We start from the raw sequence: 24,866 nt of genomic DNA, 5'->3' as shown, positions 1-24,866 counted from the left end.
AAGCCGTCACCCACGCGGCTTAACCTTCATGCAAGCCATCATTCATCCATCGTGGCTATACTTGTTGACTCGCGCGTGAGCTGGTTAATAAGCTGGCTGGTAAGGCGGCTGAGAAGGCGGTCGAGATGGACCATCACACTCCGCGCGATGATCAGTACTTCCCGTCACCCTCTGATAAACGGACCGTTATGACGCTCAATTCGCTCCCTGCCTGGCCGGCGCTCCAGACGCATTACGATGCCATCCGTGACGAGCGCCTGCGCGACTGGTTCGCGCCGCAAAACGACACCACCCCGTCCCGCGCCGAGCGCCTGACTTTTGACGGCGGCGGCATCTCCATCGACTTCTCGAAGAATCGCATTACCGAAGCCACGCTCAAGCTGCTCGTCGAACTCGCACAGCAGGCCAAGGTCGCTGAAAAGCGCGACGCCGTGTTTGCCGGCGATATCGTCAATGTCACGGAACATCGCGCGGTGCTGCACACGGCCTTGCGTTCCACCGACGACAACTCCCCGTTCCAGAAAGAAATCCGCGCTGAAAAAGCCAAGATGGCCGCGTTTGCGAACAAGGTCCGCGACGGCTCGTGGACCGGTTACACCGGCAAGCGGATTCGCCATGTGGTGAACATCGGCATCGGCGGCTCGGATCTCGGGCCGAAGATGGTCGTGCATGCATTGCAGCACCTGGCGCAGCCGGGTCTGGACACGCATTTTGTATCCAACGTCGATGGCGCCGATATCTACAACGTGCTCAAGGGCATTGACGCTGAAGAGACGCTGGCCATTGTTGTGTCGAAGACCTTCACCACGCTCGAAACCATGACCAACGCGCGCTCCATGCGCGAGTGGTTCCTGAAGAGCGGCTGCCCGGAAGAAGCGCTGTCGAAGCACTTCGTGGGCGTATCGGCGAATCCTGAGGAAGTGGTCAAGTTCGGCATTGCGAAGGAAAACGTCTTCGAGATGTGGGACTGGGTCGGCGGACGTTATTCCCTATGGTCTACCGTCGGCTTGTCGATCGTGATCTCGGTTGGCCCGGAGAACTTCGAAAAGCTGCTCGCCGGCGCTCATGCCATGGACGAGCATTTCCGTACCGCGCCGTTCGAACGCAACCTGCCCGTGCTGATGGGCATGATCGGCATCTGGTATCGCGACTTCTTCGAGTCGCAAAGCGTGATGGTCGCGCCGTACTCGCAAGCCATGCGCTATCTGTCGTCGTATCTTCAGCAACTCGAGATGGAGAGCAACGGCAAGTCGGCACGTCTCGACGGCACCATGGTCGACTACCCGACCGCCGCGGTGATCTGGGGCGAGCCCGGCACGAACGGCCAGCACGCGTTCTACCAGATGCTGCACCAGGGTCCGACCATGATCCCGATCGACTTCATCGCCGTGCTGACGCCGGAACATCCACTTGTCGATCACCACGCCAAGCTGCTCGCGAATTGCTTCGCGCAAAGCGAAGCGCTGATGCTCGGGCGCACGCTGGAAGAAGCGAAGAAGGTCGCAGGACCCGGCAAGGAAGCACTCGCTACTCACCTGAGCTTCCCCGGCAATCGCCCGACCACGACGATCATTCTCGACGCTCTCACGCCTGAAGCACTGGGCGCGGTTATCGCGCTGTACGAGCACAAGGTGCTGGTGCAGGGCGCGGTGTGGGACATCAACTCGTTCGATCAGTGGGGCGTTGAGCTGGGCAAGATCCTCGGCAAGGTAGTGGAAGCCGATATCACCAGCGACAAGGCCGACCCGACGAAGCATGATTCGTCGACGTCGGCGTTGATCGCGCGTGCGCAGGCTGCGTTGAAGGGGCTTTGATTTGAAGGGTGTCCCGCGTTGTCCACGAATGACGACGCGAGACGCCTTGCAGCAAGTCAACTACACGTTCAGGCCGTTCACCAGACGGCCTGCTTCTATTGTCACTGTCGCGTCGCATCGCTCGGCCAGTTCGGCGTCATGCGTGACGAGGATCAACGTGGCGCCGTTGCGGCGGTTCATCTCGAACATCAGGTCGATGATCGCGTAACCCGTTGCCGCATCAAGACTGCCGGTGGGTTCATCGGCGAACAGCACGGCCGGATGCGTGACGAACGCGCGCGCAAGCGCCACGCGTTGTTGCTCGCCACCGGATAACAGCTTGGGATAATGCGCGGTTCGCTGACCGAGGCCGACCTGTTCGAGCAGGTCCCGTGCACGCGTTGCGATCTCCTTGTGCGGCACGTCGCCGCGCAATTCCAGAGGCAACATCACGTTCTCGAGCGCGGTCAGATGCGGCATCAACTGGAACGACTGGAATACGAATCCCACCGAGCCGCTGCGCAAGGCCGCACGCTCGTCTTCGTTCAGCGTGCCCAGGTCGCGCCCGAGCAGGCGAACCGAGCCGGCTGTTGCGCTGTCCAATCCGGCAAGCAGACCGAGCAAGGTGGACTTGCCCGACCCCGATGCGCCGACTATGGCCACGCTGCTGCCCTTTTCGATCGACAGGTCGATCTGATCGAGGATGATCAGTTCGCCCGTCGCGTCTTTCACCCGCTTGCTTAAACCCCGTACTTCAATGACTGGCTCGATATTGTTTTGCATGGAGAGACTTAAGGTGAACTGGACAACGCGCGCCACGCTGGCACCGCTGGCATTGGTTGTATGGGTTGCATGCTTGGGCGCTGCGCCGGCGCATGCGGCGCAAGACGCGGCTGCGGTCGCGGCTGCGGCCATAGCCGCCAAACCGTCGATCGTGGTCCTTGGCGACAGCCTTTCCGCGGAATACGGCCTGCCGCGCGATACAGGCTGGGTTGCGTTGCTGCGCTCGAAGCTTCCGCAAGAGCACTTTGATTATAGCGTCGCCAATTCAAGCATCAGCGGCGACACCACCAGCGGCGGCCTTGCCCGCCTGCCCGCTGCGCTCAACCGCCTCAAGCCCAGCATAGTCATTGTGGAACTCGGCGCCAACGACGCGCTGCGCGGCGTGCCGCTCGAGACCACCGAGGCGAACTTGCGGAGCATTATCGAGAAATCGCAGGCAGCCAACGCGAAAGTCTTACTCGTCGGGATGTATGTTCCGCCTAACTATGGCCCCGACTATTCGCAAAAGTTTCACGGCGTCTACGAACAATTGTCCAAAGAAAAGCATGTGCCGCTAGTCCCGTTCTTAATGGCCGGCATTGAAAACAAGCCCGACATGTTCCAGGCGGATCAGATGCATCCGACCCCTCAGGCCCAGCCCTTGCTATTGAACAACGTCTGGCCAGTTTTAAGACCTTTGCTGGGCGCGCCATCGAAATGACCGGAGGGATATGACTTATCGAAGCAATTCATCGATATAACCCGCTTCAATCCTGTCAGCGCGTCGCCCGGTTGGCTTTTAGCCATGCGCGGAATACGGCCACGATTCAGTAATCAAGATTTTCGCGTAACCCTGAAAAACCCGGCTCCGCTGTGAGCGCATTGAAAGGAGGTAACGTGAAATATTTACCAATTCTCGCTATGACCGTCGCGATCTCGGCTTGCGCCGCTCCGTCCCCTAACGTTAGTCAGGTCGGCACGAGCCAGCAACCGCCGAAGGTCGTCGCACAATGTATCGCGCAGAAATGGGCCGATAAATCACAGCAACAGGTGATCTCGCAGGACACGCTCGCGAACGACATGGCAGCCAATGTCTACGTTCCGGGTCAGCAACCGCCGGACGGCGCAGCCGCGCTCGTACGCCCCAACTATTCGGGCCCGGGAACATGGGTCGGTTTCCGCGCTGCGGGCTCGGCCGGCAGCGACGCCACCGGCGACATCCAGGCATGCCTCTGACCTCAGTGCAGGTCTAGTATCACTACGTTATAAGAAAAGCCCCGCTGGTTTCGCCAGCGGGGCTTTTTATCGTGCGGGTCAAATCCTGTGGATCATTGCGACTGATCCGACGTGGTGGGCACGTTTGTGATCTTCACCTTCGAGCGCGCCTTCAATGAATCGAGGTACGACTCCATCTCCGCTTGTGCGTAGACCTGCGCGACTTGCTGCTGCGCGCCGGCCAGACGGTCCGGGGTCACGGGATCGGGCTTCTCGACACCATCCACGCGATAGATAGCGTAACCGTCCGCACCGAGATCGACGCCGACATAAGACGGCAGCTTCGACGAATCCGCCTTGAAGATCGCAGCGAGCGCGGCGGGCGGCAGGCCCTGCGCGTCGTTACGCGATACCTTCGATACCGACGAGAAACCGGTAGTCGCGTTCGACTTCTGCAACTCGGCAAGCTTGGCCTCGCCGTCCTTGCGCGCGGCCTGGGCCGCTTCTACAGCCACGACCTTCGTGCGCACTGCGTCCTTGATGGTGTCGAGTGCGGGTATTGCCGCCGCTTTGTAGTCCGTCACACGGCCGGCAATCAGCGTGCTGTTGCCGATATCGATAGCCTGCGTGTTGTTGTGCTGCTTCACGGAGTCCGGTGCGAATACGGCCGCGAGGAACTTCGGATTGTTCAGCGGGCTATCAGGCGGCAACTTCGGATCCGGCTTCGATCCAACTGTCGCGGTCTGGATTTGCAGCTTGTATTTGTCGGCGGCGGGTTGCAGCGACTTCGACTGCTCGTACACCGTCGAGGTGAAGCCTTCCGCGTCGTCAGCCAGGTTCTTCGCCGCTTGCTGCGCGACGACTTCCTTCGTGATTGCGTCCTTCACTTCGTCGAACGGCTGCGTGACGGACGGCTTCACGTCAGTCGCTTCGAGAATGTGATAACCGAAATCCGTCTGCACGATCCCGCTGATTTCGCCCTTCTTGAGGCTGAACGCAGCGTCGTCGAATGCCTGGCCGCCTGCAATCATGCCGCGGCTGAAATAACCCAGGTCACCGCCCTTCGCCGCCGATCCCGGGTCCTGCGAATTTTTCTCTGCAACCTGCGCGAACTGGTCCGGATGCGCCTTGACCTGCGCGAGCAATGCGTCGGCTTGTTGTTTGGCCTTTGCTTTGTCCGCAGCGCTTGCGTCTTTCGGCGCCGTGATCAGGATGTGGCTCACGCGCACTTGCGCCTGCGTCTTGAAGCGCGCAATGTTGTCGTCGTAGTACTTCTTGAGGTCCGCATCGGACGGCTTGACCGCTGCCGACAACGTGGCCGGCGACATCACCAGGTACTGGATGGTCGCGGACTCGGGCGTGGCGAACTCAGCACTGTGCGCGTCGTAATACGACTTCAATTGTGCGTCGGTAGGCTGGATCTTCGCGGTGTAATCGACGGTGCGAAACGCAAGACCTTGAACGTCGCGGCGCTGCTCGGCAATCTCGGTCAGCGTTTGCGCCAGCGTCTTCGACGTGAACGCCGTGGACTGGATGCTGGACGGAATCTGGTCTGACGCCAGGCTATAACGCACGCGCTCGTCGTACTGTTCAGGCGTCATGCCCTGCATGGCGAGCAATTGCTTGTACTGGTCGACGTCGATGGAACCGTCCGGCTTGCGCAGCGAAGCGATAGTCGGGTCGGCCAGCAAGGCACGACGGACGGCTTCGTCGGAAGCGGTCAGGTGCAGGCGCTGGGTTTCATCGGCGAGTACGCGCTGCTGCACGAGGCTGTCGATCAGCGACGCGCGCATTTCCGGCGATTCGAACATCTTCGGGTCGAACTGGGCGCCGAGCATCTGCCGCGCGCGATCGATTTGCTGACGCATTGCGCCGTCGTACTCGACACGCGTGATCTTGTGGCCGTTGACGCTGGCGACATTGGCGTTTTCGTCGAAGAAACTGCTGAAGCCCTGGATACCCACAATTCCCAATCCCGGCACGACGATCAGGATCAACAGGGCCATCATCAGGCGTTGGTGATTACGGAAAAAGTCGAGCATGCGTGACGATTCTGCCTAATACGAAACGCCCGATGTTACAGCAGCGGGCAATAAAAAAGGCGAACCGGAGTTCGCCCTTCTCGTGAATGCTGGCGGAGTGGACGGGACTCGAACCCGCGACCCCCGGCGTGACAGGCCGGTATTCTAACCAACTGAACTACCACTCCTTTCTTACACTTTTTGCAACGATCCAGACGCGAACAGCGCAGCCGATTATTTCAGTTACTTGCGGTAACCAAACGGAAACCATTGGCCGGCCGAACCGGAAAGCGGTGCACCGGAAGGTTTGATCAACACCCTGCCAGCCTTGCTCCACAACCGTTTGCTCAATCGGGGACGCAGTATACAACGAAAAATCGGACGGCGCGAAATTTTCTCGTATGACTGTAGCAAAGACTGCTTTGGCGCAGATCGCTCCGGCGCGATTCATGCGGGCTGCGAAGCTAATCACCGCCGCCGCCGGGTGAGCCGGTAGCGACGGCGGAAACCGAAGCTTCCAGTTGGCTTGCCATGGGACTCGCGAGTCGCGGCGATGCCCACGAAATGCAAACTCGCTAACGTCCCCCCACTCCCTGCGATGCAGCCACCTCGAGCGGCTCGGCGCCCGGAATCCGCAGCGGCTCGATCTTGCCCACGATCACGAGATAACTGAACGCGCCGAGGAAACAGAAACCGCCCGCGACGACCAGCGGAATGGTGAACGACCCTTTGGTGAGCGCGAGCATGAGGCCGGTGAACGTGGTGATCACGATGCCCGCGAGGTTCGACGCAAAGTTCTGGATTCCGCCGATCGAAGCCACATAGTCCGGCGTCGGCGCCACGTCGCCGGGAAGCGACCAGATGCTTGCCGCGGCGAACGCGAGGCTGCCATAAGCGATTCCAAACGATCCCAGCATCACATACGTGCTGGTCGTGAACGCTGACAGCGTGATGATCGATGACAGCAGCATGCCGCCGACCATGCAGGTCTTGCGCGATTTCGTCAGGCTCCAGCCGCGTTTATAGAGCGCATCCGAAACGATGCCGCCCAGCCAGCCGCCGGGAATGGAAATAAGCGCGGGAATCATGCCGAGCGTGCCGAGCGACTTGAGCGAAAAGCCGCGCGTCTGCACGAGATAACTCGGGAACCACGTGATGAAAAAGTAGATCACGAAGTTCAGGCAGAAGAAGCCGAGCATCATGCCCCAGAGCGTGCGATGCCTGAAGAGCGAGGCCCACGTAACGTTCTGGCCTGACGTTTTTTCGCGCGGCACGGGCGCTGTGTTTTCATCGCCGGTCAGGTCGCCACGCGACGGATTGCGATAGATCACGAACCAGCCGAGCACCCACAGCAAACCGACTGCGCCCGTCGCGACGAACGATGCTTCCCAGCCGAAGCCGCTGATGATCAGCGCGACAATCGGGATGGAGAGTGCGGAGCCGACTCGCGAGCCGCTGTCGAAGATACTGGTGGCGAACGCGCGCTGCGCCGGTTTGAACCATTGCGCGACGAGCTTCGCACAGGCCGGATAGGCGCCCGCCTCACCCACACCGAGCATCAGGCGGCAGCCGAACATGCCCGCCACGCTGGTGGTCGCTGCTGTGAGCGCGGTGAACACCGACCACCATCCGACCGCAAGCGGTAGTGCAATGCGTGCGCCGACTTTATCGACGAACCAGCCGAACGGCATTTGCATCAGCGCGTAGGTCCAGAAAAAACCGCTCATGACCAGGCCCATTTGCGCCGGGCCGATGTTCAGCGCCTTCTCTATCTGGGGGGCTGCGACTGCGAGGTTCGCACGATCAACATAGTTGATCGCGATTGCCAGGAAGCATAGAAATATGACCATCCAGCGCATCTTGCGCATACTTTGTCTCCTCCGGTACGGCACGTTTTTTTATCTACGATGCTCGGGATTCAAACGATACCGCGAGCAAGCGCGGGATCGGCCCGGTCAAGCACGGTGAGTGCGATGGTGATTGTGCTTGCCGGGGCGTTACATGCTACTCGCAAAATGCGGATGTCTGCACGGCCTGTATGAGGAAGGCTCTGCCGGAGTTTCCGGGCGAACGCTGCGTGTGGAAAGAAACCATGCCGGCAACTCGACATGGCCCAGAGGCGGAAGGCACTCGCCGCGCGTGGGCGCGGCGAGCCGGGTGATCACGGTGTCCAGCGATAAATAACAACGCTGCTACCGTTGTAGTTGTCCTTCGTGACCACGTACTCTCCGGTCGACCGAAGGTACGACCTGAGGCCGTACATGGAATCCACGTCATTGCCTACGTACACGGTGCTGGGGCTGCTGTTGATCAACGTGATGTCCAGGTTGCCCGTGGTCAGGTTGAAGGCATCGATGTTGGGCACGGTGTGTACGTATCCGACGAACAGATAGTTGCCGGCAGCGGTGATCGACTTGGGATTGGCGCTGGTGACGTTGATCACCGGGTTGGGAGCGGTGGTGTTGCCCGCGAGCCAGCCGTGATACACCTCGACCCTCGTTCCAATCGACGTCCAGCCTGAGCCCCCGGTCAGTCCCTGGGCCAGGATCATGGTGTCGCTTTCGGGCAGGTAGATGATCCGCGACAACGGTGTGATCGTGCCCGGAATGGGCGTTGCGATTCCTGCTCCCCATGTCGGCTTGCCGGTGCTATCGAAGCCGGTCAGCGGGTAGTGCCAGATCGCATTCGTCTTGTCCAGACCGGCCCAGACGTCACCTTTGCTGTCGAGGCAGAATCCGTCCCTGACCGGTGCTGTCGCGTTGAACAATGTCCCTGGAATCGAGCCATCCGGGATGGCGATGTAGCCATTCGCGTCATTGAAGTGGAAGAAGTAGAAATGATCGGGATTCTGGCCGGATGCCACGAGGATCCGGTTTCCGCCGACGGCCGCGACCTGACCGAAGTGCTCATCGCGCGAGGTATCGGCGAGGTTGATTCGTGGATCGGAGGGATAGTCGATCGGATCGACCGTGTTCGCTACGAAGGTTCCTCCGGCGGTGCCGGAGTATATGTTGGTGCCTCCATAGAAGTACGCGCCGTCTGTGCCCGGGTCCGGGGCGGCGACTCCCTCGAAGTTGAGCGACTGAAGCTTCCATTGCAGGGTGCCGGTGCTGCTGTACGAGTGGATATCGGTGCCGCCGTCGCGGCCGAGGTCCCAGCTTCCGCCCCATGGGTTGTTGAGGACGTACAGGTTGCCTGCCGCGTCCTTGCCTATGCCGGTGACGCGGGTGAATCGCTTGTCGCCGACCTGGCCTTTCGTTCCAGCCGTGGTGTCGAGATATCCGCCCTGGATACCAAACGTGCTGACCAGCAATGGCGTGCTCGATATGTTGTAGATCTTGATGTTCATGTCGGGGCCCTCGTCGCCGATCATGAGATACCCGGTCGATGAATCGAAATACAGCGCCGACGGTCGAGACGTGGCGGGCATCTGGATGGTGTTCATCGGTGCACCGGCCTGATTGAATTCGAGGATCGTGCCGGCGCTCTTCTGCGCAACCCAGATGTTTCCTGCGCCGTCCACGGCGAGCGCGCCCGGGCTTGAGACGTTGATGTCCTGTCGCCAGGTGCCGTCGGTGGTGTAGACGCGGACGCGATTTCCCGGGAAGTCGCTCGCGTATAGGAGCGAGCCTGAGGTCGTGAGACCGGTGATAACATCGGTCAACTGCGCCGTTGTCGTCGCGCTGACGGAGAGAAGCAAATCGCGGGCTTGAGTGGTCCGGTTATACCGCCCTACCGTGCCGCCGCCGTTGGCGGTGGTGAATGCCAAAGCAGCGAAGATTGAAGTTGCGTTGCCCGTGATTGCCCCGCCCTCGAAATCGCCGTGACCGCCTATGGACCCCGTGCTTTGGCCATTCTGGTAGATGGCGACGCCGCCCTCGTTTTCGTCCCACAGTGAAGCCGTGTAGATGACGCCCTCGGGTGCTACCCACATGGAGCGCGCAACGCTGCCCACACGGGTGGCGTTGGTCCCGTAGGTATTTGCTACCCAGTCGGTGGTGTACTGCGCCTGGCACGCGGGCGCAATCGTAGCGATCAGCAGCGCAGCGAGGAACGCGGTGTGGAGTCTTCGTTTCATGATCGTGGAGAGCGCCCTTTTTCAGGCCGGTGAATGTGGGTGGTTGTGAGTTTGGATAGGCTCGTGGTTCGTGGTGTTGACAACCTCGTGGTCTCGACGTGGAGAGCTACCGATGGCGTCTGTCGCGGCCTTCGTTTTCGTGCAGATATGCACGGCTATGGGTCTGGAGGATTCTTTGATCTGGAACGGTTTTCTACGCGACGTGACCCGGCGGCGGCCGCCCGTTCAGCGAGCGGTATTTCGTGGGAAATTGTCCTGGTCTACTCGCCTCTTCCAACACCTGTCGCGTCTGTCCAATCCAATGCTGCCTTCAGGCGGTATATCGGCGGGGTGAGAGGAAAGTTGAGTCGTTCGCGTTTGCGTTACAGACAAACGCGCCAGACCGAGTAGCGGTTTCGGCCGGTCCGCAAGGTGGTTGAGGTTTCACGTGTGAACGGGTGGCTCGAGGTTGGCAAGCGACGCCCGCGAGTGGCTGGCATGTGCGCGCTCCCAATTGCTCTTTGCTGGTTTGTTGAATAGCCACGACCGATAGCTCGCAAAGCTCCTATGCTTGAAGAGTCCGTCCGGACGCAATCAAGGAGGAAGACCATGCGTATGCTTCTCAACATACGAATACCTCACGAGCCATTCAACTCTTTTGTGCGCGATGGCACTATCGGAGAGTTAATGGAGCGGATTCTCGCAGAGATGAAACCGGAAGCCGCCTACTTTACGTCGGAGAACGGAACGCGCGGAGCAATCTTCATCGTGAATCTTGAGGAGCCGTCGCAGATTCCAAAATTCGCGGAACCCTGGTTTCTTTCGTTCAATGCCGACTGCGAGTTTCGCGTGGTCATGGTGGCAGATGACCTCAAGAAAGCTGGACTCGAAGCGCTTGGCGCAAAGTGGAAATAGGAAGCGCAGCATGGCGTGTGAGTGCCAACAGCATGCCGTGCAGCCGCCCACTTCGGTCGACCTGCTCAGATGACCGCTCGACCTCGGCATAGCGGCCACGCCAGGCAAAGGGACCAAGGCCGACCCCAGGCATGTGAAGAGTTTTTCCACACTTCAAATCGGGGAGCCTGGTTCACCCGGTTGCCATTTTGATCGCGTGCGGCATCGCCAATTCAGCGGCAGATATGGGGTGCCGATAGATGAGCAATCAAAATGAAGATTGATATCCGGAGCAACCTGCGTAGCGTCGCAGCCGCGAAATCCGATTCAATTTGTATCGATATGGATTGATCGAATCTGAATTGGGCGCGTGACACCATTGCATCCGGCTAACAGGCACTGGCCTTCCCCGGAACATCCGTGCGCCCGCTTTGCAGCAGTTCACGTATCGTGTCGATAAAGTACTTCATCTGCGGCTCGATCACGGTCCTTGCGCCCGTGACAGCGCGGACCATCACCGGAATGCGCGGACTGAACGGCTGCACCGTCAGGCCGTCGAGCGGCGTGCCCGCCAGCGCGAATTCGTCGACCAACGTCACGCCGAGCCCTTGTCTAACGAGATTGATCGCCATCGTGTATCGGTTCGTTTCCAGCGCGGAGACCGGCCGCTCCCGGAAGCCTTCGATCGCGCCCGACATCGTTGCGACGATGCGCGCGTCCGTCGTGATGTAGACGAGTTCGCGCGCATCGAGATCGGCCCAACGCACCTCGCCGCGCGATGCAAGGGGATGATCGCGCGGCATCACGCACACTATGTGGCCAACGCCCACGATGTGCTCCGCCACCACGGCACGCTCATCCGGCTGCAATACAAACCCGAGATCGTATTGGCGATGCGAGATCGCGTCTTCGATCTCATTGTTCAGATACATGTCAAGCACCAGGCCGTGGTCTGGAAACGCGTTGCGGAACTGCTGCGCCGCCTGCGGCAGCACGTTGATGGCGAGCGCGGGCGTCGCGCAGACCCGCAGTTGACCGACCGCGTAACGCCGCACCTGCTCCAGCATCCGCTCAAAGCGCGCCATGCTTTGCTGCACCCGGCACGCTTCTTCGTACACCTCGCGTGCTTCCGGGGTTGGCTGCATCCGGCCTTCCACACGGTCGAACAGTGCAAAGCCCATGTGCTGCTCGATCAACGCGAGGCTCTTGCTGACGGAGGGTTGCGACATGTCCAGCGCCCGCGCCGCCGCGGTGACCGAGCCCAGTTGCACGACCTGAACGAAGACTTCGAGTTGTTTTGGCGTCATGTCGTAATCGGAATATCCAATCCAGAAATATGAATTTTGAACTATATATTGAAAGGCATAAACTGTTCGGCACCATGAACATGAGGGTATAGCATGAAATCACGAACCGTATTCAGGCGGTGGGGCACGCTGCTGACTCTGGTTGGGGCTGTCTTCGGCGGTGCGCAGGCCTATGCGGCCGACAACCTGCGTGCCATTCTCGGCAGCGACGTGGTGCGCGTGGGCGCGGTATCCGCGCCGCCCTGGTACCAGAAAGATCTGCGCACGAACCAGTGGACCGGGCTCGTGCCCGAGCTGGTCCAGGCGATCTTCCAGCCTGCCGGCGTGCGCATCGAATACGTCGATACCGAGTGGGGCACGGCCGTCGCCGGCCTTCAGTCGGATCGCTTCGACCTGCTGGGCGGCTTCAACAAGACGCCGGAGCGAGCTAAAGCGATCGACTTCACCCGCCCGATCGGCGCACACAGGATGGGCGTGCTGACGCTCGACAACGATACGGCACGCTACCAGACGTGGGACAGCATCAACAACCCGTCGATCCGCCTCGCGGCCGTCGACGGCTCCGCGGCGGCGATGCTGCTGCAGCCCCGGCTGCAGCGCACCCAGTGGGTGATCGTGCCAGGTAGTGACGCGATGCAGCTCGAAGTGGAAAGCGGCCGTGCAAACGCGCTGCTGACCAACGACATCCAGATGGCCCAGTACATCGCGAAACGCGGCCGCGGTCACATGATCTTCCCGACGCCGGTCCAGTCGCAGCCGACCAACATCGGTTTGCGTAAGGATCGTGACGCGCTGCGCGAATGGATCGACCAGCGTCTGGATGCGCTTGACAAGGACGGCACGCTCGCCCGCATCTGGGCCCGGTACGTGCCCACGGCGAAATGACAGGCACGCCGGCGCACGCGCCGCTGTTGCGCGTCGAGGGCCTGTGCAAGTCGTTCCGTGGCCAGCAGATTCTCAGTGACATCTCGTTCGAGGTTCGCAGCGGCGAGGTGGTCGGACTGATCGGCCGTAGCGGCTCGGGCAAGTCGACCTTGCTGCGCTGTCTGAACATGCTGGAGTTGCGCGATGCAGGCCGGATCCGGCTCAGCGGCGAAGAAATCGGCTTCGAGGGCGCACGTCGCCGCCTCGGCTCAAGCCGTGTGCTCGCACGTCAGCGCGCGCGGATGGCAATGGTGTTCCAGCATTTCAATCTGTGGCCGCATCGCACAGTGTTGCAGAACGTGACGGAAGGACCGATTGCCGTACTGGGGGTGCCGCGTGAGCAGGCAAGCCAGCAGGCGATGGAAATCCTCGAGCGCATAGGCCTGAAGACCAAGGCCGACGTTTATCCCGTCACGCTGTCGGGCGGCCAGCAGCAACGTGTGTCGATTGCCCGTGCCATTGCAATGCAGCCGCAACTGATGCTGTTCGACGAACCGACCTCGGCGCTCGACCCCGAACTCGTCGACGAAGTGCTGGCCGTGGTTGCCGATCTCGCGCAGGGCGGCACCACGATGCTGATCGTCACACACGAGATGCGCTTCGCGTTCGAGGTCTGCCATCGCATCCTGTATCTTGAGCACGGCCTCATCGCCGACGACGGCACGCCCGCGGCACTCCTCCAGCGCCCCGCCGATACGTCCGTGCGCACGTTTATCGATCGGGCTGCCCGCACGTTCTCGGGAAGCTAGCCATGCCTGCATATCAATGGGATTTCGCCGCCATCCTGCAATACCGCGACGTGCTCGCGAGCGGCATCGGTATGACCTTCCGCGTGCTGGCGCTCTCGCTGACGATGGGGATCGTGCTGGGCCTCGCGCTCGCACCGCTGCGCGCCGCGCGCACGCGCTGGCTGCGCTGGCCCGCACAGGGTGTCATCGAAGTCGTGCGCACCGTGCCGCCGCTTGTGCTGCTGGTATGGGCCTACTACTGCCTGCCTATCCTCACGCCGCTGAAGCTGTCTGCCTACTGGACGTGCGTGCTCGCGCTCGGCACTTATGGCAGCGTGTTCTTCGCGGAGATATTCCGCTCCGGGTTGCAGTCGGTCGATCATGGCATGGTCGAGGCCGCGCTCGCGGTCGGCATGACGCCGCTCAAGGCGCTCGTGCGCATCTCGGCGCCTATCGCCTTCCTGCGGATCCTGCCTGCCTTCGTCGGGCAATGCGTGATGTCGATCAAGAACTCCGTGCTGGGAAGCTACATCGCGGTGGGCGAACTGCTGTACCAAGGGCAGCGCCTGAGCACCGCGACCTTTCGTCCGCTCGAAGTGCTCACGTTTGTGGCGCTGTTCTTCGTCGTGACGATTCTTCCGCTTTCGCTGCTCGCCGGCTATGTCGAGCGACGCATCCAGACACGCTATTTCAAGCGCTGAGACCGGCTTACCCCATGCATACGTACAGCGTGACGCAGCGACTCGTTCAGTTCGCCTGCGACCTTTCACCGGACGCGATTCCGGCCGAGATCCAGCGCAAGCTGAAGCTGCATCTGATCGATGCGGCTGGCTGCGGATGGGCCGCGTTCCAAAGCTCTGCCGCGCAGCTCGCGCACGCAGCCGCCGAGGTGCTAGGCCCGTGCGGCAACGGCCAGATGTTCGGTGCTGCGCATCGCTACGCGCCGCCCGTCGCCGCGTTCGCGAACGCGATGATCATCAACGGCCTTGATCACGACGATGGTGTCGAGATCGAAGGCAAGGGCCTGGGCCACCCGGGCGCTACCCTTGTCGCCGCCGCGATGGCGGCAGTCGACCACAGCCCGCGGCCCGTACCTGGTCCCGTATTGTTAACCGCGCTGACCGCCGGCTTCGAGATCAACAATCGCCTGATCCATGCGCTTCAACCCAGCGCCGCACGTTTCGAGCAGGTCTACGGGATCGCGCAGCATCAGGCGGTGGGCGCCGCCATTGTCTATGGGCGGATTCTCGGCTTCGATCCGCACACATTGCATCACGCGGTCGGGCTCGCCGCGACGCTTGCGAACGTGCCGAGTCTGCACAAGTACAACTGGCGCACGCGTCCGCTGGTCACGCTGAAGGACGGGGTTGCGTCCGCCGCGCAGGCGGGCGTGCAGGCAGCGTGTCTCGCGCAAGCGGGATTTGTTGGCAGCCTCGATGTACTCGACGGTCCCGACGGCTATTGGCGGATGGCAGGCTCTGACCGCTTCGATGCCGGTCTGCTCACGCTTGGCCTGGGCGACGACTGGTATATCCGCTACGGCAGCATCAAGCGCTATCCGGCCTGCCGGTGGCTCGCATGTGCGCTCGAATGCCTGGAAGCGGCCATCGATGAAACGGACTGGCATCCCGGCGAGATCAGCGCAATTGAAGTCCAGACCTTCTCGCGACTTGTGCAGGATCTGATGGACCCCGCACCCGTCAACGCGCTCGACGCGCAGTTCAGCCTGCCCTACACAATGGCCGCCGTTGTGCTGCGCCGTCCGCGTGGCGCCGCATGGTACGACGAAGCGGCCTGGCATGATCCGACGCTGCGCGTTGTGATGAAGACCGTCCACGCATCCGTCGACCCGGAGATCGATGCGCGCATGCGCGGACCAGGGCGGCAACCCGGCGCGCGGGTGACCGTGCATCATCGGTCCGGCGCCACCGTTGTACAGGAGCGGCAGATGCCGCTGGGCAGCGCGATCCGGCCGATGCGCGAGCAAGATGTGCTGGACAAGGCAATCGCCAACGTGACGGGCCGTGTTCCTGACCCGGTGCACTGGATCGAAGCGACACTCGGACGCGCCTGGGGGCAGGACGGTTGGTCCTCTTCGATGAAGCTCCTGGGAGCGTGACGGAGCGCGGCTTCGCCGCGCGGTTGCGGCCCGGCGGCTTCTCACGGCCAACGTGGCCTTACATGGAGCGCTGCAAAAGGACTGCGACCGGCCCAGAGTGTGTCAAAACGCGTAGCCGCCGGGAATTTGACGACAGGCTGCCGCAACGACAGATCGCGACTCGTTGATTGCGGCACCACAAACGTATCAGCGCCGAACGTATTCTAGGATCCGTCCGCCACGCGCGGGCTTCACGCCCGCATCGCCTTCATAACGGTTTCTGAACCGAGCACCTTGATTACCCGCTTCATGTTGTAGGCGAGCACGTGCAAGCTCATCTCCGTGCTCACTCGCTCGATAGTGCGCGTCAGGAAATGAGTCGCTCCCATCCAGGCCTTGATCGTGCCGAAGGGATGCTCAACGGTCTGTCGTCGGATACGCATCATGTCCGGGGCGAGATCAAGCCGGACCTGCATCTCTTCGAGCAATCCTTCGTGCTCCCAGCGCGTTACTCGACGTGCGGTGCTTGGGGTGCATTTATTTTTCAATGAGCACTTTTGGCACTGTGAGCTCCAGTAGCGATCTAACTTCAGGCCACGTTCAGTTGTCCTGTAGCGCCATATGAGACGCTCGCCCGCCGGACATCGATACTCGTTCTTCTCAGCGTCGTAGATAAAATCGTCTTTGCCGAAGCGGCCGTCGAACGTCGCGCCTGAAGTCTTCGTCTTGGGAACAAACACCGTGATGCCGGCCTCGTGACATGCGAGTATCTCCTCGCTCTTGTAATAGCCTTTGTCTGCAACTGCCGTGAGTTTATCGACACCTATTTCCGTACGCGCCAACTTGGCCATCGACGTGAGTTGGTCACGATCAATGCCGTTGTTGGTGACCTCGTGCGCGACAATCAGATGGTGCTTCGCATCGACCGCTACTTGAACGTTGTAGCCGACGACGCCTGTCCCCCGTGTCTTCATCGAGCGCGCGTCCGGGTCCGTGAGCGACACTTGCTTGTCCGGCGCTGCGTCGAGTTGAACTTCGACTTGCTTGAGGATTTGCATCTGCTCCTTGAGAGCCGCAATCTTGTCTTGCAGCCGTTCTGTCTTTGCCTTCGCGATAGTCGGCTCCTGGCGATCGGCGGTGTCCATTTGCACAAGATAACGGCTGATGCTCGCCTCGATGTCACGCATTCGCCGTTCTAGTTTTGCGCTCGTGAAGTTGCGGTCGCGATGGTTCACTGCCTTAAACTTGCTTCCGTCTATCGCAACGAGCGCTTCGGAGAACAAGTCCAGACGTTGGCATAGCATGACGAACTGACGGCAGACGCTGCGGATCGCTTTGCCGTTGTCTTGGCGGAACCGCGCAATGGTCTTGAAGTCCGGTGCCAAGCGGCCCGTGAGCCACATCAATTCAATGTTGCGCTGGGCCTCGCGCTCCAGGCGACGACTGGATTGAATACGGTTCAGGTAACCGTAGATGTAGATCTTTAGCATGACCTCGGGGTGATATGAAGGCCGGCCGGTAAGTGCTGGTTCGACGCCGTCAAACCCAAGCTTCGGAAGATCAAGCTCATCTACAAAGACATCGACTACGCGCACAGGGTTCGTGTCCGTCACGTAGTCATCAAGCGCTTCGGGAAGAAGGAAGCTTTGAGTACGATTGTCGCCTTGAACGAACCGCTTCATCTCGCTCACCTCCGCCATCGGATGAGATATTTTAGCAATTCAAAAAGGTGTTTTGACACACTCTGGGCCACTAGCTGCCTTTCGCGATCGCCGACGCTCGGTCATTCGAGCGGCCGCTCGGCATCAAACAGCAGACTTGGCGTCGCACGAACCCGTAGAGTCAGGTGCGCGTGCTTGCTGCCAGCTATTCCATTACGCGAAGTGTGGGCTGGAGCGGCACCGCGTTGAATCAGATTGACACCCATCGATACCTCGACCACCGGGTTGAACGTGACCGTCACGATCGCAGTCATTGTTCACCCCGGAGCAATCTGCACGCGTCTTGCCACCGCGTCCGGACTACAGCGCCGGAATGACGCTCGGAGTCTCAAGATGGTCCTCCACGCGCTTGATGCCCGCCACGCCCTCGGCCGCAATGTGGATGGCGCGCTTTTCCTCTTCGGATTCGATCACGCCCCATAGATGCGCGACACCGTCCTTGACGAGCACGCCCCGTTTCGGCAACCCCCAGCGCTGCCCGTGCATTTCCATGACTATCGCGTCGCGCAGGCTCGCATCATCGTGCGAAACCGAATCTACGGCCGGAGCAACGCTCGCGAGCGCGCGGATCAGATTTGAACGGCTGACGATTCCGACCAGTTTGCCGTCTTTCAGTACCGGCACGCGTTTGAGGTGCCGGCGCTCCATGAGGTCGGCGATCTGATCGAGCGGCATGTCCTCGGAAATCGAAATCACATGGCGGCACATCACGTCGCCGACGACCTGCCCGTGCTCCTTCACATACCTTGCGGCTTGCCCGCGAGGCGACGACAGCAGAAATTCAAGCCACCAGTTGCGCTTCCCATGGACAGTGCCGTTCTCCACGCGATGTAACAGATCGCCCTGGCTGACGATGCCAACGACCTGTTTGTTCGCATCGACGACCGGCATGCCGCTGATACGGTTGTCGACGAACAGTCGTGCCGCCTCGTGAATCGTCATGTCCGGCGTGGCGGTGATGACGGACATATTCATGATGTCGAGTGCGCGCATGGTCGCTCCTCCAGTGTGTTCGCGACGGGTCCCCATCTGTTGCTCCCGTCGCACGATTTCGGCAAACGCACCGGCGGCAAAGCGCGCGGCGCTGGGGCTCCGACAGGTTCATGAGGCTGACGCTGCGAATCGCGACATGAATAGAAAAACCCGAACGACGCGATTCCCTATCCACGGGCATACATCTGAAAGCGGCTGCAGATATGACTACTCGAATCGTGGACGGCTCTCAAAAGCCTGGCGGCAGCGATCTGTTTACGCGGACCATGCTTGTGAGGCTCTTCGGCGAGCCGCCGGCGGCGACTTCGCTAACTTGCCCGTTGGGCAGGTTCTGCGCCCAGTACGCTTCTATCTTCCCGACCAGGTCGGGCGGCGGGGTACCATAATTTTCAGCGGCTGCCTCTTCCCGGCCCTCATTGAGAGCCCACCGGAAGAACGCTAGCGCAGCGTTCGCGTCAGCCTTGTGCTTGGAGTCGGTTCTCATCAAGATGAATACGACACCAGGAATCGGCCAGGCCCGGTCGCCCGGCGGATTGGTGACGAGCTGGTAGAAATCATCCGCACGGCCCCAGGCCACTGTTTCCACCGCAGCCTTGAAACTCGCTGCCGATGGCTCGACGAACGCGCCAGTTTTATTCTGAACGGTCGCATAGGCGAACGGCGCAGGGCCCGTGTAGGCCAGCTCGACATAGCCGATCGCGCCCGTGATCCGCTTGACATAGGTGGCAACGATCTGGCTGCTTGAGGCGTTGAGCCCCACTGGCCATTTGACCGTCAGGCCGCTGCCCACCTGCTCGCGCCATTGCGCACTCACGGCGCACAGGTAGCTCGTCCAGTTGAAGGTCGACCCGGACCGATCACCGCGATGAATCACGACGATTTTCAGATCAGGGAGCGCGAGTCCGGGATTGACCGCCTTGATGGCCGGGTCGTTCCATGCGGTGATCTTGCCGATGTAGATATCCGCCAGCAGCGCACCCGTCAAGCGAAGCTGTCCCGGTGCAATGCCATCCAGGTGGACCACCGGCACGAGGCCGCCGGCTGCCACCGGAAACTGGATGAGTCCCGATGCGCGCAATTCGTCTGGTTTCAGCGGCATGTCCGAGGCACTAAAACTCACTGTAGCCGCTTTCAGCTGATCGATGCCGTTCCCGGAGCCAATGGGATGAAAACTCACTTGCTGGCCGGTTTTGCCGTAATAGGAGGCGGCCCACTTCTGCACCAGGGGATCGAAGAAGCTTGAGCCGGCGCCCGTGATTCCTCCTGCCGCCTGCGCCGCGAGCGCTTGACTCGCGAGGAGGCACGTCACCGCGATCCATCGAAGCACCGGCCATGGGTCGCGGGCCGTTCCGGGAATCAGTACGGAGATCAGAGCGACAGCGGTTCGCTGGACTTTGGTATTCACGGCGGCGACTCCCATGGAGCTTTTGGGTTGCGCCTGCCCCTCTTCCCCCAAGGATTGCGGCACGCCGGCAGGTTCCCCTGGACTGTATGCGCCGAGCGCATGTGCGCGAATAAGGCCCCGTTCCTAAAACAGGCTCGGGGATTGCCTTATTCAATGGACGGGTTCCACCCTATTGGCTCTCGATCCACTGAATTGCGAAGCGCATCAGCTCCTTGCCGTTACGGATATTCAGCTTTTCTTTGATGTTGGCCTGATGCGTCTCGATGGTCTTCACGCTCCGATTCAGTTTCGCGGCGATTTCGCGGGTGCTGAAGCCTAGTCCGATCAGCTGCAGGACCTCGAATTCCCGCTCCGAAAGACTCGCAATTGGGCCATCCGGCTTTTTCCGGGGGACGGTAAGGGCTCGCGCCAGCTTTTCATGCATGGCGGCGCTCAAATAAATATTTCCTGCCAGCACTTCGCGGACAGCGCTCACGAAATGCTCAGTGGCCTCGAGTTTCATCAGATACCCGTTTGCCCCGGCCCGTAGTGCGCGTTCGGCAAACAGGCTTTCGTCATGCATGCTGAGGACGAGGATTGCCAAATTTGGGTAGCGGCGGCGGAGGGTCTTGACAAGATCCAGGCCGGAGTCCGATTGCAGACTGATGTCCAAAATGGCCATGTCGGGCTGGGAGGCCATTGCGGTCAAAGCTTCTTCGGCGCTGCCGGCTGTACAGCAGACCTGCAGATCCCCTTGCAGATTCAGCAAGTGTGCCATCCCCTCCCGGATGATGGGGTGGTCATCCACGATCAGGATTCGAGTCGCACGGCCCAGGCTGGACGATTTTCCGCTCATGGCCGGGACCCTCCGGTAGCGGAAAGCGGATAGCGGATGGCGACCCTGGTGCCACCCAAAGCATTGCGGGTCACGGTGCAAGAGCCGCCCAGAAGGCTTGCCCGGTGACGCAGGCTGTGCAGTCCCAGTCCCGAGGCCCGCTCCATTTCTTCCTGGCCGACGCCCACCCCGTCGTCAGTGATTGAAAGCGTCTGCATGCCTTCTGCCCGCTCCAAGTCGATCCAGATGTGGCGGCCTTCGCTATATTTCAGCGCGTTGTTGACTGCTTCCTGTGCCGCACGGTAGAGGTTGATCTGCATCAGCGGATCCTGGCAGTCCACATCTGGCGCGATCCGCAGCACGCAATCCACGCAATTGAGCGTGCGAGCCGTCTCTGCCAGCGCATGCAGCGCGGCCGCCAGGCCACCATACTCCATGGCGACCGGATCCAGCCCATGAGCAATCCGGCGGGTCATCAAGGATGCCTGCTTCACCAATCCGACGATGGTAGCGGCGTCCGCGGAGGCTGGGTGGCCCTGCGTCTGCAGTTTCTGTTTCAAGGCGGCGCTGTACAGACCCAGGCTGGTCAGGTGTTGCCCAAGTCCGTCATGCAGTTCCTGGCCAATAAGTCTTTGCTGCTGATCGCCGACCTGGATCAGTTCCTCTTCCAACAGACGGCGTTGCGCCATCTCCTCCTTCAGTTCACTGTTTGTCTTCTCCAGATCTTCGGTTCGCTCCTGGACGCGCCGTTCCAATTCGATGTGGGATGCCCGCAGCAGGCTATGGACGCGCTGCTCCTGAGCACGTGCCGCCACCAGCAGCAGTCCGGTTACCGCCATGACATTCGCGAAGGTGCACCACCTCACGAGGCTGTCCACCGGAGATTCGGCGGCGAAGGGGCCGGTGCCGTGGGTGGTACCCCAGATGGCCATGACTGAAACCATCAAGGTCGCGATGCTGGTGCCCAGATGATTGAAGCGCAGAGCAGCCCAGATAACGAACGGAAAGATCGCCAGGGCGGCGGGATAGTAGCCGTGTCCGGCAAGTTGCGGGGAGCCAAAGATGAGGTAGCTCACCCCTAAGGTCGCAACCGTCAGTCCGCACGCCTCCACGGTCTGCCCCGCGGAGCGGACAGGGTTCGAATAGGTGAGGAAGCTGAGCAAGGGAGGAGCCACCACCAGCACGCCCATCATGTCACCGAGCCACCATTTCAGAAAAGCTGCGCCATACTCGGTGATCGGCAGCAGCCCCCCTCCAAGCAGGGCGGTCGCGCCAATCAGCGAGCTTACTGCCGTGCTCGCCACCGCAGCCAGGCCGATGAAGGCCAACACGTCATTGATGCGGTCGAGGGTGATCCGGAATCGGGCCACGCGCTTCAACGATAGTGCTGACGTCGACGCTGCGACCATAGCGCCGGTGCCAATCAACGCGGCCACGCCTACTGGCACCCCTCCCGACAGATTGGCGAGGAAGGAGCCAATGGCAATTCCGGGGGCAACTGCGAAGCCCAGAGCGAGCAGCGCAACGAGAGCGATGCCGCTGGAAGGCCACACCAGAGACACTGCGCCGCCCACTACCGCATAGGCAAGTCCTAGCCTTGCGCCTGCGAAATACGCCAATGCCACAAGCCCGGTGTACAGGAAGAGGCTGATTCTGGAATTGACCCGAGTGGTAACCATTATTCGCTTCAAATCCTGAAGGACAGGTTCTTGTGGGCGTCAAGAGGTTCTTTCGTCAGACGACGTTCTTATGACAATTGACCATCTGTTCGAAGCGGCGAGTGCGGTAGACGACTTCCGCGATTTTGAAAGGCTGCATCCGATCCGTAAATTTGCTCCGTAAATTTCGGGATGCGGTGAGAACGGCTGAAATTTCAGATTAGCAGTTGCGGGGCAACGGTCCAGCATAGGTCGTGATTTTTCCGGCGCAAAGCCGACCGAATCCCCGAACGTTAGGCAACGCACATACGAGCGATGACCGCAGTGCCCTCAAAGTGGCCCTTGGCCTAAAAGCGCGTCGAATGGCAAGAACCGGTCGAGATGCACCTGACCCGTCGGGAAGCACGCGGCCATTTATGCCCCTATACCTACCACTGAGTTTTTCCAAGCATCCGGGTAACTCGCCGCACCGTTGCCGCTGCCTGTGTTTCGGCGTAGTCAACATTGCATAGGCTTGCGGAACAACAGTGGCGAATTTTCCGCGTTCAGCGATCGCAGCGCCGTTGACTGCAATAACTGAACAAAGACCCTTCATATACGTATGACGTGTCGCAACCACGCGCTCGAGCTCCGCACGCGCCGATTCGACCGGATCGGCATACGATTTCGCTTGTTCAAGATCGATGGTCGCTCCGGCAATCTTTAGCAGCGGTTCGTGAATGCGCAAAAGCGCTGACAAAATCCTTTACGTCGACCCCATGCTCTGCACAGACAGCAGGAACGCCAATCATGTTTTTGCGATAAAAAGCAAAGAACATGTAGCTGGCCGCCTCCTTTGGAGACAGATCGATTTTATGCAACTCATTTTCGAGCACCCGGTTCCTCGCCAAAGGATCGGATGGGTTCGCAGCAGCGGCGTCAAACGCACGTCTTTGCGCCTCGAGCAAGTCTTGCTGAGAGTACGCGATGACGCGCTGAGAAAAGAGGCAAAGCGATATGGCAGCATCGGATGGAAGGTGCGGGTTTTAAAGCAACCCGTGCCGGATCAAGAGCCCTTGCAAATCTCATGGAGCGCGTTGAGCCTGCGCGCCGGATCGGCCACGTACGGATTTGATTCATCCCACGCGTACCCCGCCAGAACCGCGCTGATATAACGCTGGATATGCGGTGTCTTATGCGGATAAAAGATGATGTCCTGCAGCTCGCCCGTGTACCACCGCTCGACAAAAGCTCGGAACGTATCAATGCCCTTTCTTAGCGGCACATCGTAAGCCGCTTGCCAGTCCGGCACCTCGCCGTTGAACTGCCGCTCGAGCGTTTGCACCGCCAGATGCGCGGAGCGCAGCGCGATCGTGACACCCGACGAAAACACCGGATCGAGGAATTCGCCGGCGTTACCGAGCAGTGCGTAACCCGGACCATGGAGCCGCTCGACGTTCGCCGAATACCCGCCTATGTGCCGCACCGGCATCAGGAACGGCGCGTCCCCTATGAGCCTGTTGAGCGTTGGCTCCTGCTGGATCAGCGCGCGCAGCTTTGCATCGCGTTCGTTCTCGGGGACCTCCAGGAAACTCGCTTCGGCTACACACCCGACCGACGAGCGTCCGCCTGCCAGCGGAATCATCCAGAACCAGACATTGCGATGCTCCGGGTGCGTCGCGACACAGATCTTGTTCCGGTCCGTGGCGCCAGCCGGAATGCCGTCGCGTACATGTGTAAAGATGGCCGCGCGCGCAGGCATCCGCGTGGGCGCCTCAAGATTCAGGAGACGCGGCAATACGCGGCCGAAGCCGCTGGCATCGAGTACAAAACGCGCGTGCACGTGGTAGGCAGCGCCCGCTTCATCAATCACGTCCAGCACGGGCGCGGTCCCGGTTTGCATCGCCTGCACGGTGTGGCCGAAACGCACTTCAGCGCCCTGCCTGGCAGCGCATTGGATCAACAGGTCGTCGAATATCGCGCGTTCGACCTGGTAGGTCGTGCCCCATCCCGGCGAATGTTTATCGCGGAAATCGAATGACGACGACTGGTCGCGATAAATAAAATGCGCGCCGTTCTTGTACTGAAACCCGGCCTCGACCACCGCCTGCAGCATGCCGGCCTCTTCCAGGTACGCCATGCTTTGCGGCAGCAGACTCTCGCCGACCGAAAAGCGCGGAAAGTGCTGACGCTCGAGCACGAGCACCGAACGGCCCGCCTTTCTCAGCAGCGCGGCCGCGACCGCACCCGAGGGGCCAGCGCCAATAATGGCTACATCGACGGTTGTGTCCAACTTCGAAGAATCAGTGTTCAAAGGTGCCTCGCTTGGCCCGGGGGCCGTCTGTGGAGTTTCGTGCGGCGCACATGGCGTCGATCATTCAAGTGAATCATCCGCGTAGATCATCTTTCCCGCTCTTGCTTCTATGCGCTCCTTGCTTGCCATTACAATGGCGTGCGCCGTGTTCGCATCCTTTCGCATTCCCTGTTGCCGGAGAGA

Annotated in this window: 20 protein-coding genes and 1 tRNA gene; 8 read left to right on the top strand and 13 right to left on the bottom strand. The window is 60.6% G+C overall.

Annotated features, from left to right (window positions below; genetic code table 11):
• Positions 1-188: 188 nt before the first annotated feature.
• Positions 189-1,814 (top strand): glucose-6-phosphate isomerase, encoded by a 1,626-nt coding sequence (pgi, locus tag ABH944_RS07110; protein WP_404605353.1) that lies wholly within the window; start codon positions 189-191, stop codon positions 1,812-1,814.
• Positions 1,815-1,874: 60 nt separating this feature from the next.
• On the opposite strand, the gene ABH944_RS07105 is transcribed toward pgi, so the two are convergent.
• Positions 1,875-2,576, bottom strand: a complete 702-nt coding sequence (locus ABH944_RS07105) for an ABC transporter ATP-binding protein (RefSeq protein ID WP_404604825.1) — start codon at positions 2,574-2,576, stop codon at positions 1,875-1,877.
• Here ABH944_RS07105 and ABH944_RS07100 point away from each other — a divergent pair.
• On the top strand, positions 2,575-3,276 hold the full coding sequence (locus ABH944_RS07100) for an arylesterase (protein ID WP_404604827.1): 702 nt from the start codon (positions 2,575-2,577) through the stop codon (positions 3,274-3,276). The genes ABH944_RS07105 and ABH944_RS07100 overlap by 2 nt on opposite strands.
• Positions 3,277-3,452: 176 nt before the next feature.
• Complete coding sequence (locus tag ABH944_RS07095) at positions 3,453-3,791, top strand: hypothetical protein (protein ID WP_404604829.1); 339 nt, start codon at positions 3,453-3,455, stop codon at positions 3,789-3,791.
• Between the two features lie 92 nt (positions 3,792-3,883).
• On the opposite strand, the gene ABH944_RS07090 is transcribed toward ABH944_RS07095, so the two are convergent.
• The 4 genes from ABH944_RS07090 to ABH944_RS07075 all read right to left on the bottom strand — a co-directional run bounded on the left by ABH944_RS07090 (position 3,884) and on the right by ABH944_RS07075 (position 9,869).
• Positions 3,884-5,812 carry a SurA N-terminal domain-containing protein gene (locus ABH944_RS07090; protein WP_404604831.1) on the bottom strand — a complete coding sequence of 643 codons (1,929 nt, stop codon included), beginning with the start codon at positions 5,810-5,812 and terminating at the stop codon, positions 3,884-3,886.
• Positions 5,813-5,902: 90 nt separating this feature from the next.
• Positions 5,903-5,979, bottom strand: a tRNA-Asp gene (locus tag ABH944_RS07085).
• Between the two features lie 387 nt (positions 5,980-6,366).
• Positions 6,367-7,659, bottom strand: a complete 1,293-nt coding sequence (locus ABH944_RS07080) for an MFS transporter (RefSeq protein WP_404604833.1) — start codon at positions 7,657-7,659, stop codon at positions 6,367-6,369.
• Positions 7,660-7,952: 293 nt separating this feature from the next.
• Positions 7,953-9,869, bottom strand: a complete 1,917-nt coding sequence (locus ABH944_RS07075) for an SMP-30/gluconolactonase/LRE family protein (protein ID WP_404604835.1) — start codon at positions 9,867-9,869, stop codon at positions 7,953-7,955.
• Between the two features lie 588 nt (positions 9,870-10,457).
• Between ABH944_RS07075 and ABH944_RS07070 the strand changes: the two genes are divergently transcribed.
• The gene (locus tag ABH944_RS07070; protein ID WP_404604837.1) at positions 10,458-10,763 is read left to right on the top strand and encodes a panthothenate synthetase; all 306 of its coding nucleotides are present in this window, start codon (positions 10,458-10,460) and stop codon (positions 10,761-10,763) included.
• 368 nt (positions 10,764-11,131) lie between these two features.
• Here the strand turns inward: ABH944_RS07070 and ABH944_RS07065 are convergent, their stop codons facing one another.
• A complete protein-coding gene (locus ABH944_RS07065; protein ID WP_404604839.1) occupies positions 11,132-12,049 on the bottom strand; it encodes a LysR family transcriptional regulator in 918 nt (305 codons plus the stop codon).
• Positions 12,050-12,142: 93 nt separating this feature from the next.
• Here ABH944_RS07065 and ABH944_RS07060 point away from each other — a divergent pair, with 93 nt between their 5' ends.
• The 4 genes from ABH944_RS07060 to ABH944_RS07045 are packed head-to-tail and all read left to right on the top strand — an operon-like array spanning position 12,143 to position 15,820.
• Positions 12,143-12,934, top strand: a complete 792-nt coding sequence (locus tag ABH944_RS07060) for a substrate-binding periplasmic protein (RefSeq protein WP_404604841.1) — start codon at positions 12,143-12,145, stop codon at positions 12,932-12,934.
• A complete protein-coding gene (locus ABH944_RS07055) occupies positions 12,931-13,722 on the top strand; it encodes an amino acid ABC transporter ATP-binding protein (RefSeq protein ID WP_404604842.1) in 792 nt (263 codons plus the stop codon). Before ABH944_RS07060 ends, ABH944_RS07055 begins: the two co-directional genes overlap by 4 nt.
• A 2-nt stretch (positions 13,723-13,724) precedes the next feature.
• Positions 13,725-14,402, top strand: a complete 678-nt coding sequence (locus ABH944_RS07050; RefSeq protein ID WP_404604844.1) for an amino acid ABC transporter permease — start codon at positions 13,725-13,727, stop codon at positions 14,400-14,402.
• A 14-nt stretch (positions 14,403-14,416) separates the two neighbouring features.
• Positions 14,417-15,820 carry an MmgE/PrpD family protein gene (locus ABH944_RS07045; RefSeq protein ID WP_404604846.1) on the top strand — a complete coding sequence of 468 codons (1,404 nt, stop codon included), beginning with the start codon at positions 14,417-14,419 and terminating at the stop codon, positions 15,818-15,820.
• 230 nt (positions 15,821-16,050) lie between these two features.
• On the opposite strand, the gene ABH944_RS07040 is transcribed toward ABH944_RS07045, so the two are convergent.
• The 7 genes from ABH944_RS07040 to ABH944_RS07010 form a co-directional block, all read right to left on the bottom strand.
• Positions 16,051-17,481: an IS1182 family transposase gene (locus tag ABH944_RS07040; RefSeq protein WP_404604847.1), complete on the bottom strand. Its 1,431-nt coding sequence runs from the start codon at positions 17,479-17,481 to the stop codon at positions 16,051-16,053.
• A 101-nt stretch (positions 17,482-17,582) separates the two neighbouring features.
• A complete protein-coding gene (locus tag ABH944_RS07035; RefSeq protein ID WP_404604848.1) occupies positions 17,583-17,774 on the bottom strand; it encodes a hypothetical protein in 192 nt (63 codons plus the stop codon).
• Between the two features lie 46 nt (positions 17,775-17,820).
• Positions 17,821-18,513: a CBS domain-containing protein gene (locus tag ABH944_RS07030; protein WP_404604849.1), complete on the bottom strand. Its 693-nt coding sequence runs from the start codon at positions 18,511-18,513 to the stop codon at positions 17,821-17,823.
• A gap of 229 nt (positions 18,514-18,742) precedes the next feature.
• Complete coding sequence (pstS, locus tag ABH944_RS07025; RefSeq protein WP_404604851.1) at positions 18,743-19,918, bottom strand: phosphate ABC transporter substrate-binding protein PstS; 1,176 nt, start codon at positions 19,916-19,918, stop codon at positions 18,743-18,745.
• A 169-nt stretch (positions 19,919-20,087) separates the two neighbouring features.
• The gene (locus tag ABH944_RS07020) at positions 20,088-20,753 is read right to left on the bottom strand and encodes a response regulator (RefSeq protein ID WP_404604852.1); all 666 of its coding nucleotides are present in this window, start codon (positions 20,751-20,753) and stop codon (positions 20,088-20,090) included.
• Complete coding sequence (locus tag ABH944_RS07015) at positions 20,750-22,411, bottom strand: MASE1 domain-containing protein (protein ID WP_404604853.1); 1,662 nt, start codon at positions 22,409-22,411, stop codon at positions 20,750-20,752. Before ABH944_RS07015 ends, ABH944_RS07020 begins: the two co-directional genes overlap by 4 nt.
• A gap of 1,024 nt (positions 22,412-23,435) precedes the next feature.
• A complete protein-coding gene (locus tag ABH944_RS07010; RefSeq protein WP_404604855.1) occupies positions 23,436-24,683 on the bottom strand; it encodes an NAD(P)/FAD-dependent oxidoreductase in 1,248 nt (415 codons plus the stop codon).
• Positions 24,684-24,866 lie beyond the last annotated feature (183 nt).

Source organism: Caballeronia udeis, from assembly GCF_044909315.1.
Taxonomy (GTDB): domain Bacteria; phylum Pseudomonadota; class Gammaproteobacteria; order Burkholderiales; family Burkholderiaceae; genus Caballeronia; species Caballeronia udeis_A.
Note: the sequence above shows the minus strand (reverse complement) of the source record. Positions and strands in the feature narration are given on the sequence as shown.

Bases quoted from the DNA above. Each gene is read 5' to 3' on its own strand.
- pgi (WP_404605353.1), top strand. From the start codon at position 189: ATGACGCTCAATTCGCTCCCTGCCTGGCCGGCGCTCCAGACGCATTAC.
- ABH944_RS07100 (WP_404604827.1), top strand. From the start codon at position 2,575: ATGGAGAGACTTAAGGTGAACTGGACAACGCGCGCCACGCTGGCACCG.
- ABH944_RS07105 (WP_404604825.1), bottom strand. From the start codon at position 2,576: ATGCAAAACAATATCGAGCCAGTCATTGAAGTACGGGGTTTAAGCAAG.
- ABH944_RS07090 (WP_404604831.1), bottom strand. From the start codon at position 5,812: ATGCTCGACTTTTTCCGTAATCACCAACGCCTGATGATGGCCCTGTTG.
- ABH944_RS07080 (WP_404604833.1), bottom strand. From the start codon at position 7,659: ATGCGCAAGATGCGCTGGATGGTCATATTTCTATGCTTCCTGGCAATC.
- ABH944_RS07075 (WP_404604835.1), bottom strand. From the start codon at position 9,869: ATGAAACGAAGACTCCACACCGCGTTCCTCGCTGCGCTGCTGATCGCT.
- ABH944_RS07070 (WP_404604837.1), top strand. From the start codon at position 10,458: ATGCGTATGCTTCTCAACATACGAATACCTCACGAGCCATTCAACTCT.
- ABH944_RS07065 (WP_404604839.1), bottom strand. From the start codon at position 12,049: ATGACGCCAAAACAACTCGAAGTCTTCGTTCAGGTCGTGCAACTGGGC.
- ABH944_RS07060 (WP_404604841.1), top strand. From the start codon at position 12,143: ATGAAATCACGAACCGTATTCAGGCGGTGGGGCACGCTGCTGACTCTG.
- ABH944_RS07055 (WP_404604842.1), top strand. From the start codon at position 12,931: ATGACAGGCACGCCGGCGCACGCGCCGCTGTTGCGCGTCGAGGGCCTG.
- ABH944_RS07050 (WP_404604844.1), top strand. From the start codon at position 13,725: ATGCCTGCATATCAATGGGATTTCGCCGCCATCCTGCAATACCGCGAC.
- ABH944_RS07045 (WP_404604846.1), top strand. From the start codon at position 14,417: ATGCATACGTACAGCGTGACGCAGCGACTCGTTCAGTTCGCCTGCGAC.
- ABH944_RS07040 (WP_404604847.1), bottom strand. From the start codon at position 17,481: ATGAAGCGGTTCGTTCAAGGCGACAATCGTACTCAAAGCTTCCTTCTT.
- ABH944_RS07035 (WP_404604848.1), bottom strand. From the start codon at position 17,774: ATGACTGCGATCGTGACGGTCACGTTCAACCCGGTGGTCGAGGTATCG.
- ABH944_RS07030 (WP_404604849.1), bottom strand. From the start codon at position 18,513: ATGCGCGCACTCGACATCATGAATATGTCCGTCATCACCGCCACGCCG.
- ABH944_RS07020 (WP_404604852.1), bottom strand. From the start codon at position 20,753: ATGAGCGGAAAATCGTCCAGCCTGGGCCGTGCGACTCGAATCCTGATC.
- ABH944_RS07015 (WP_404604853.1), bottom strand. From the start codon at position 22,411: ATGGTTACCACTCGGGTCAATTCCAGAATCAGCCTCTTCCTGTACACC.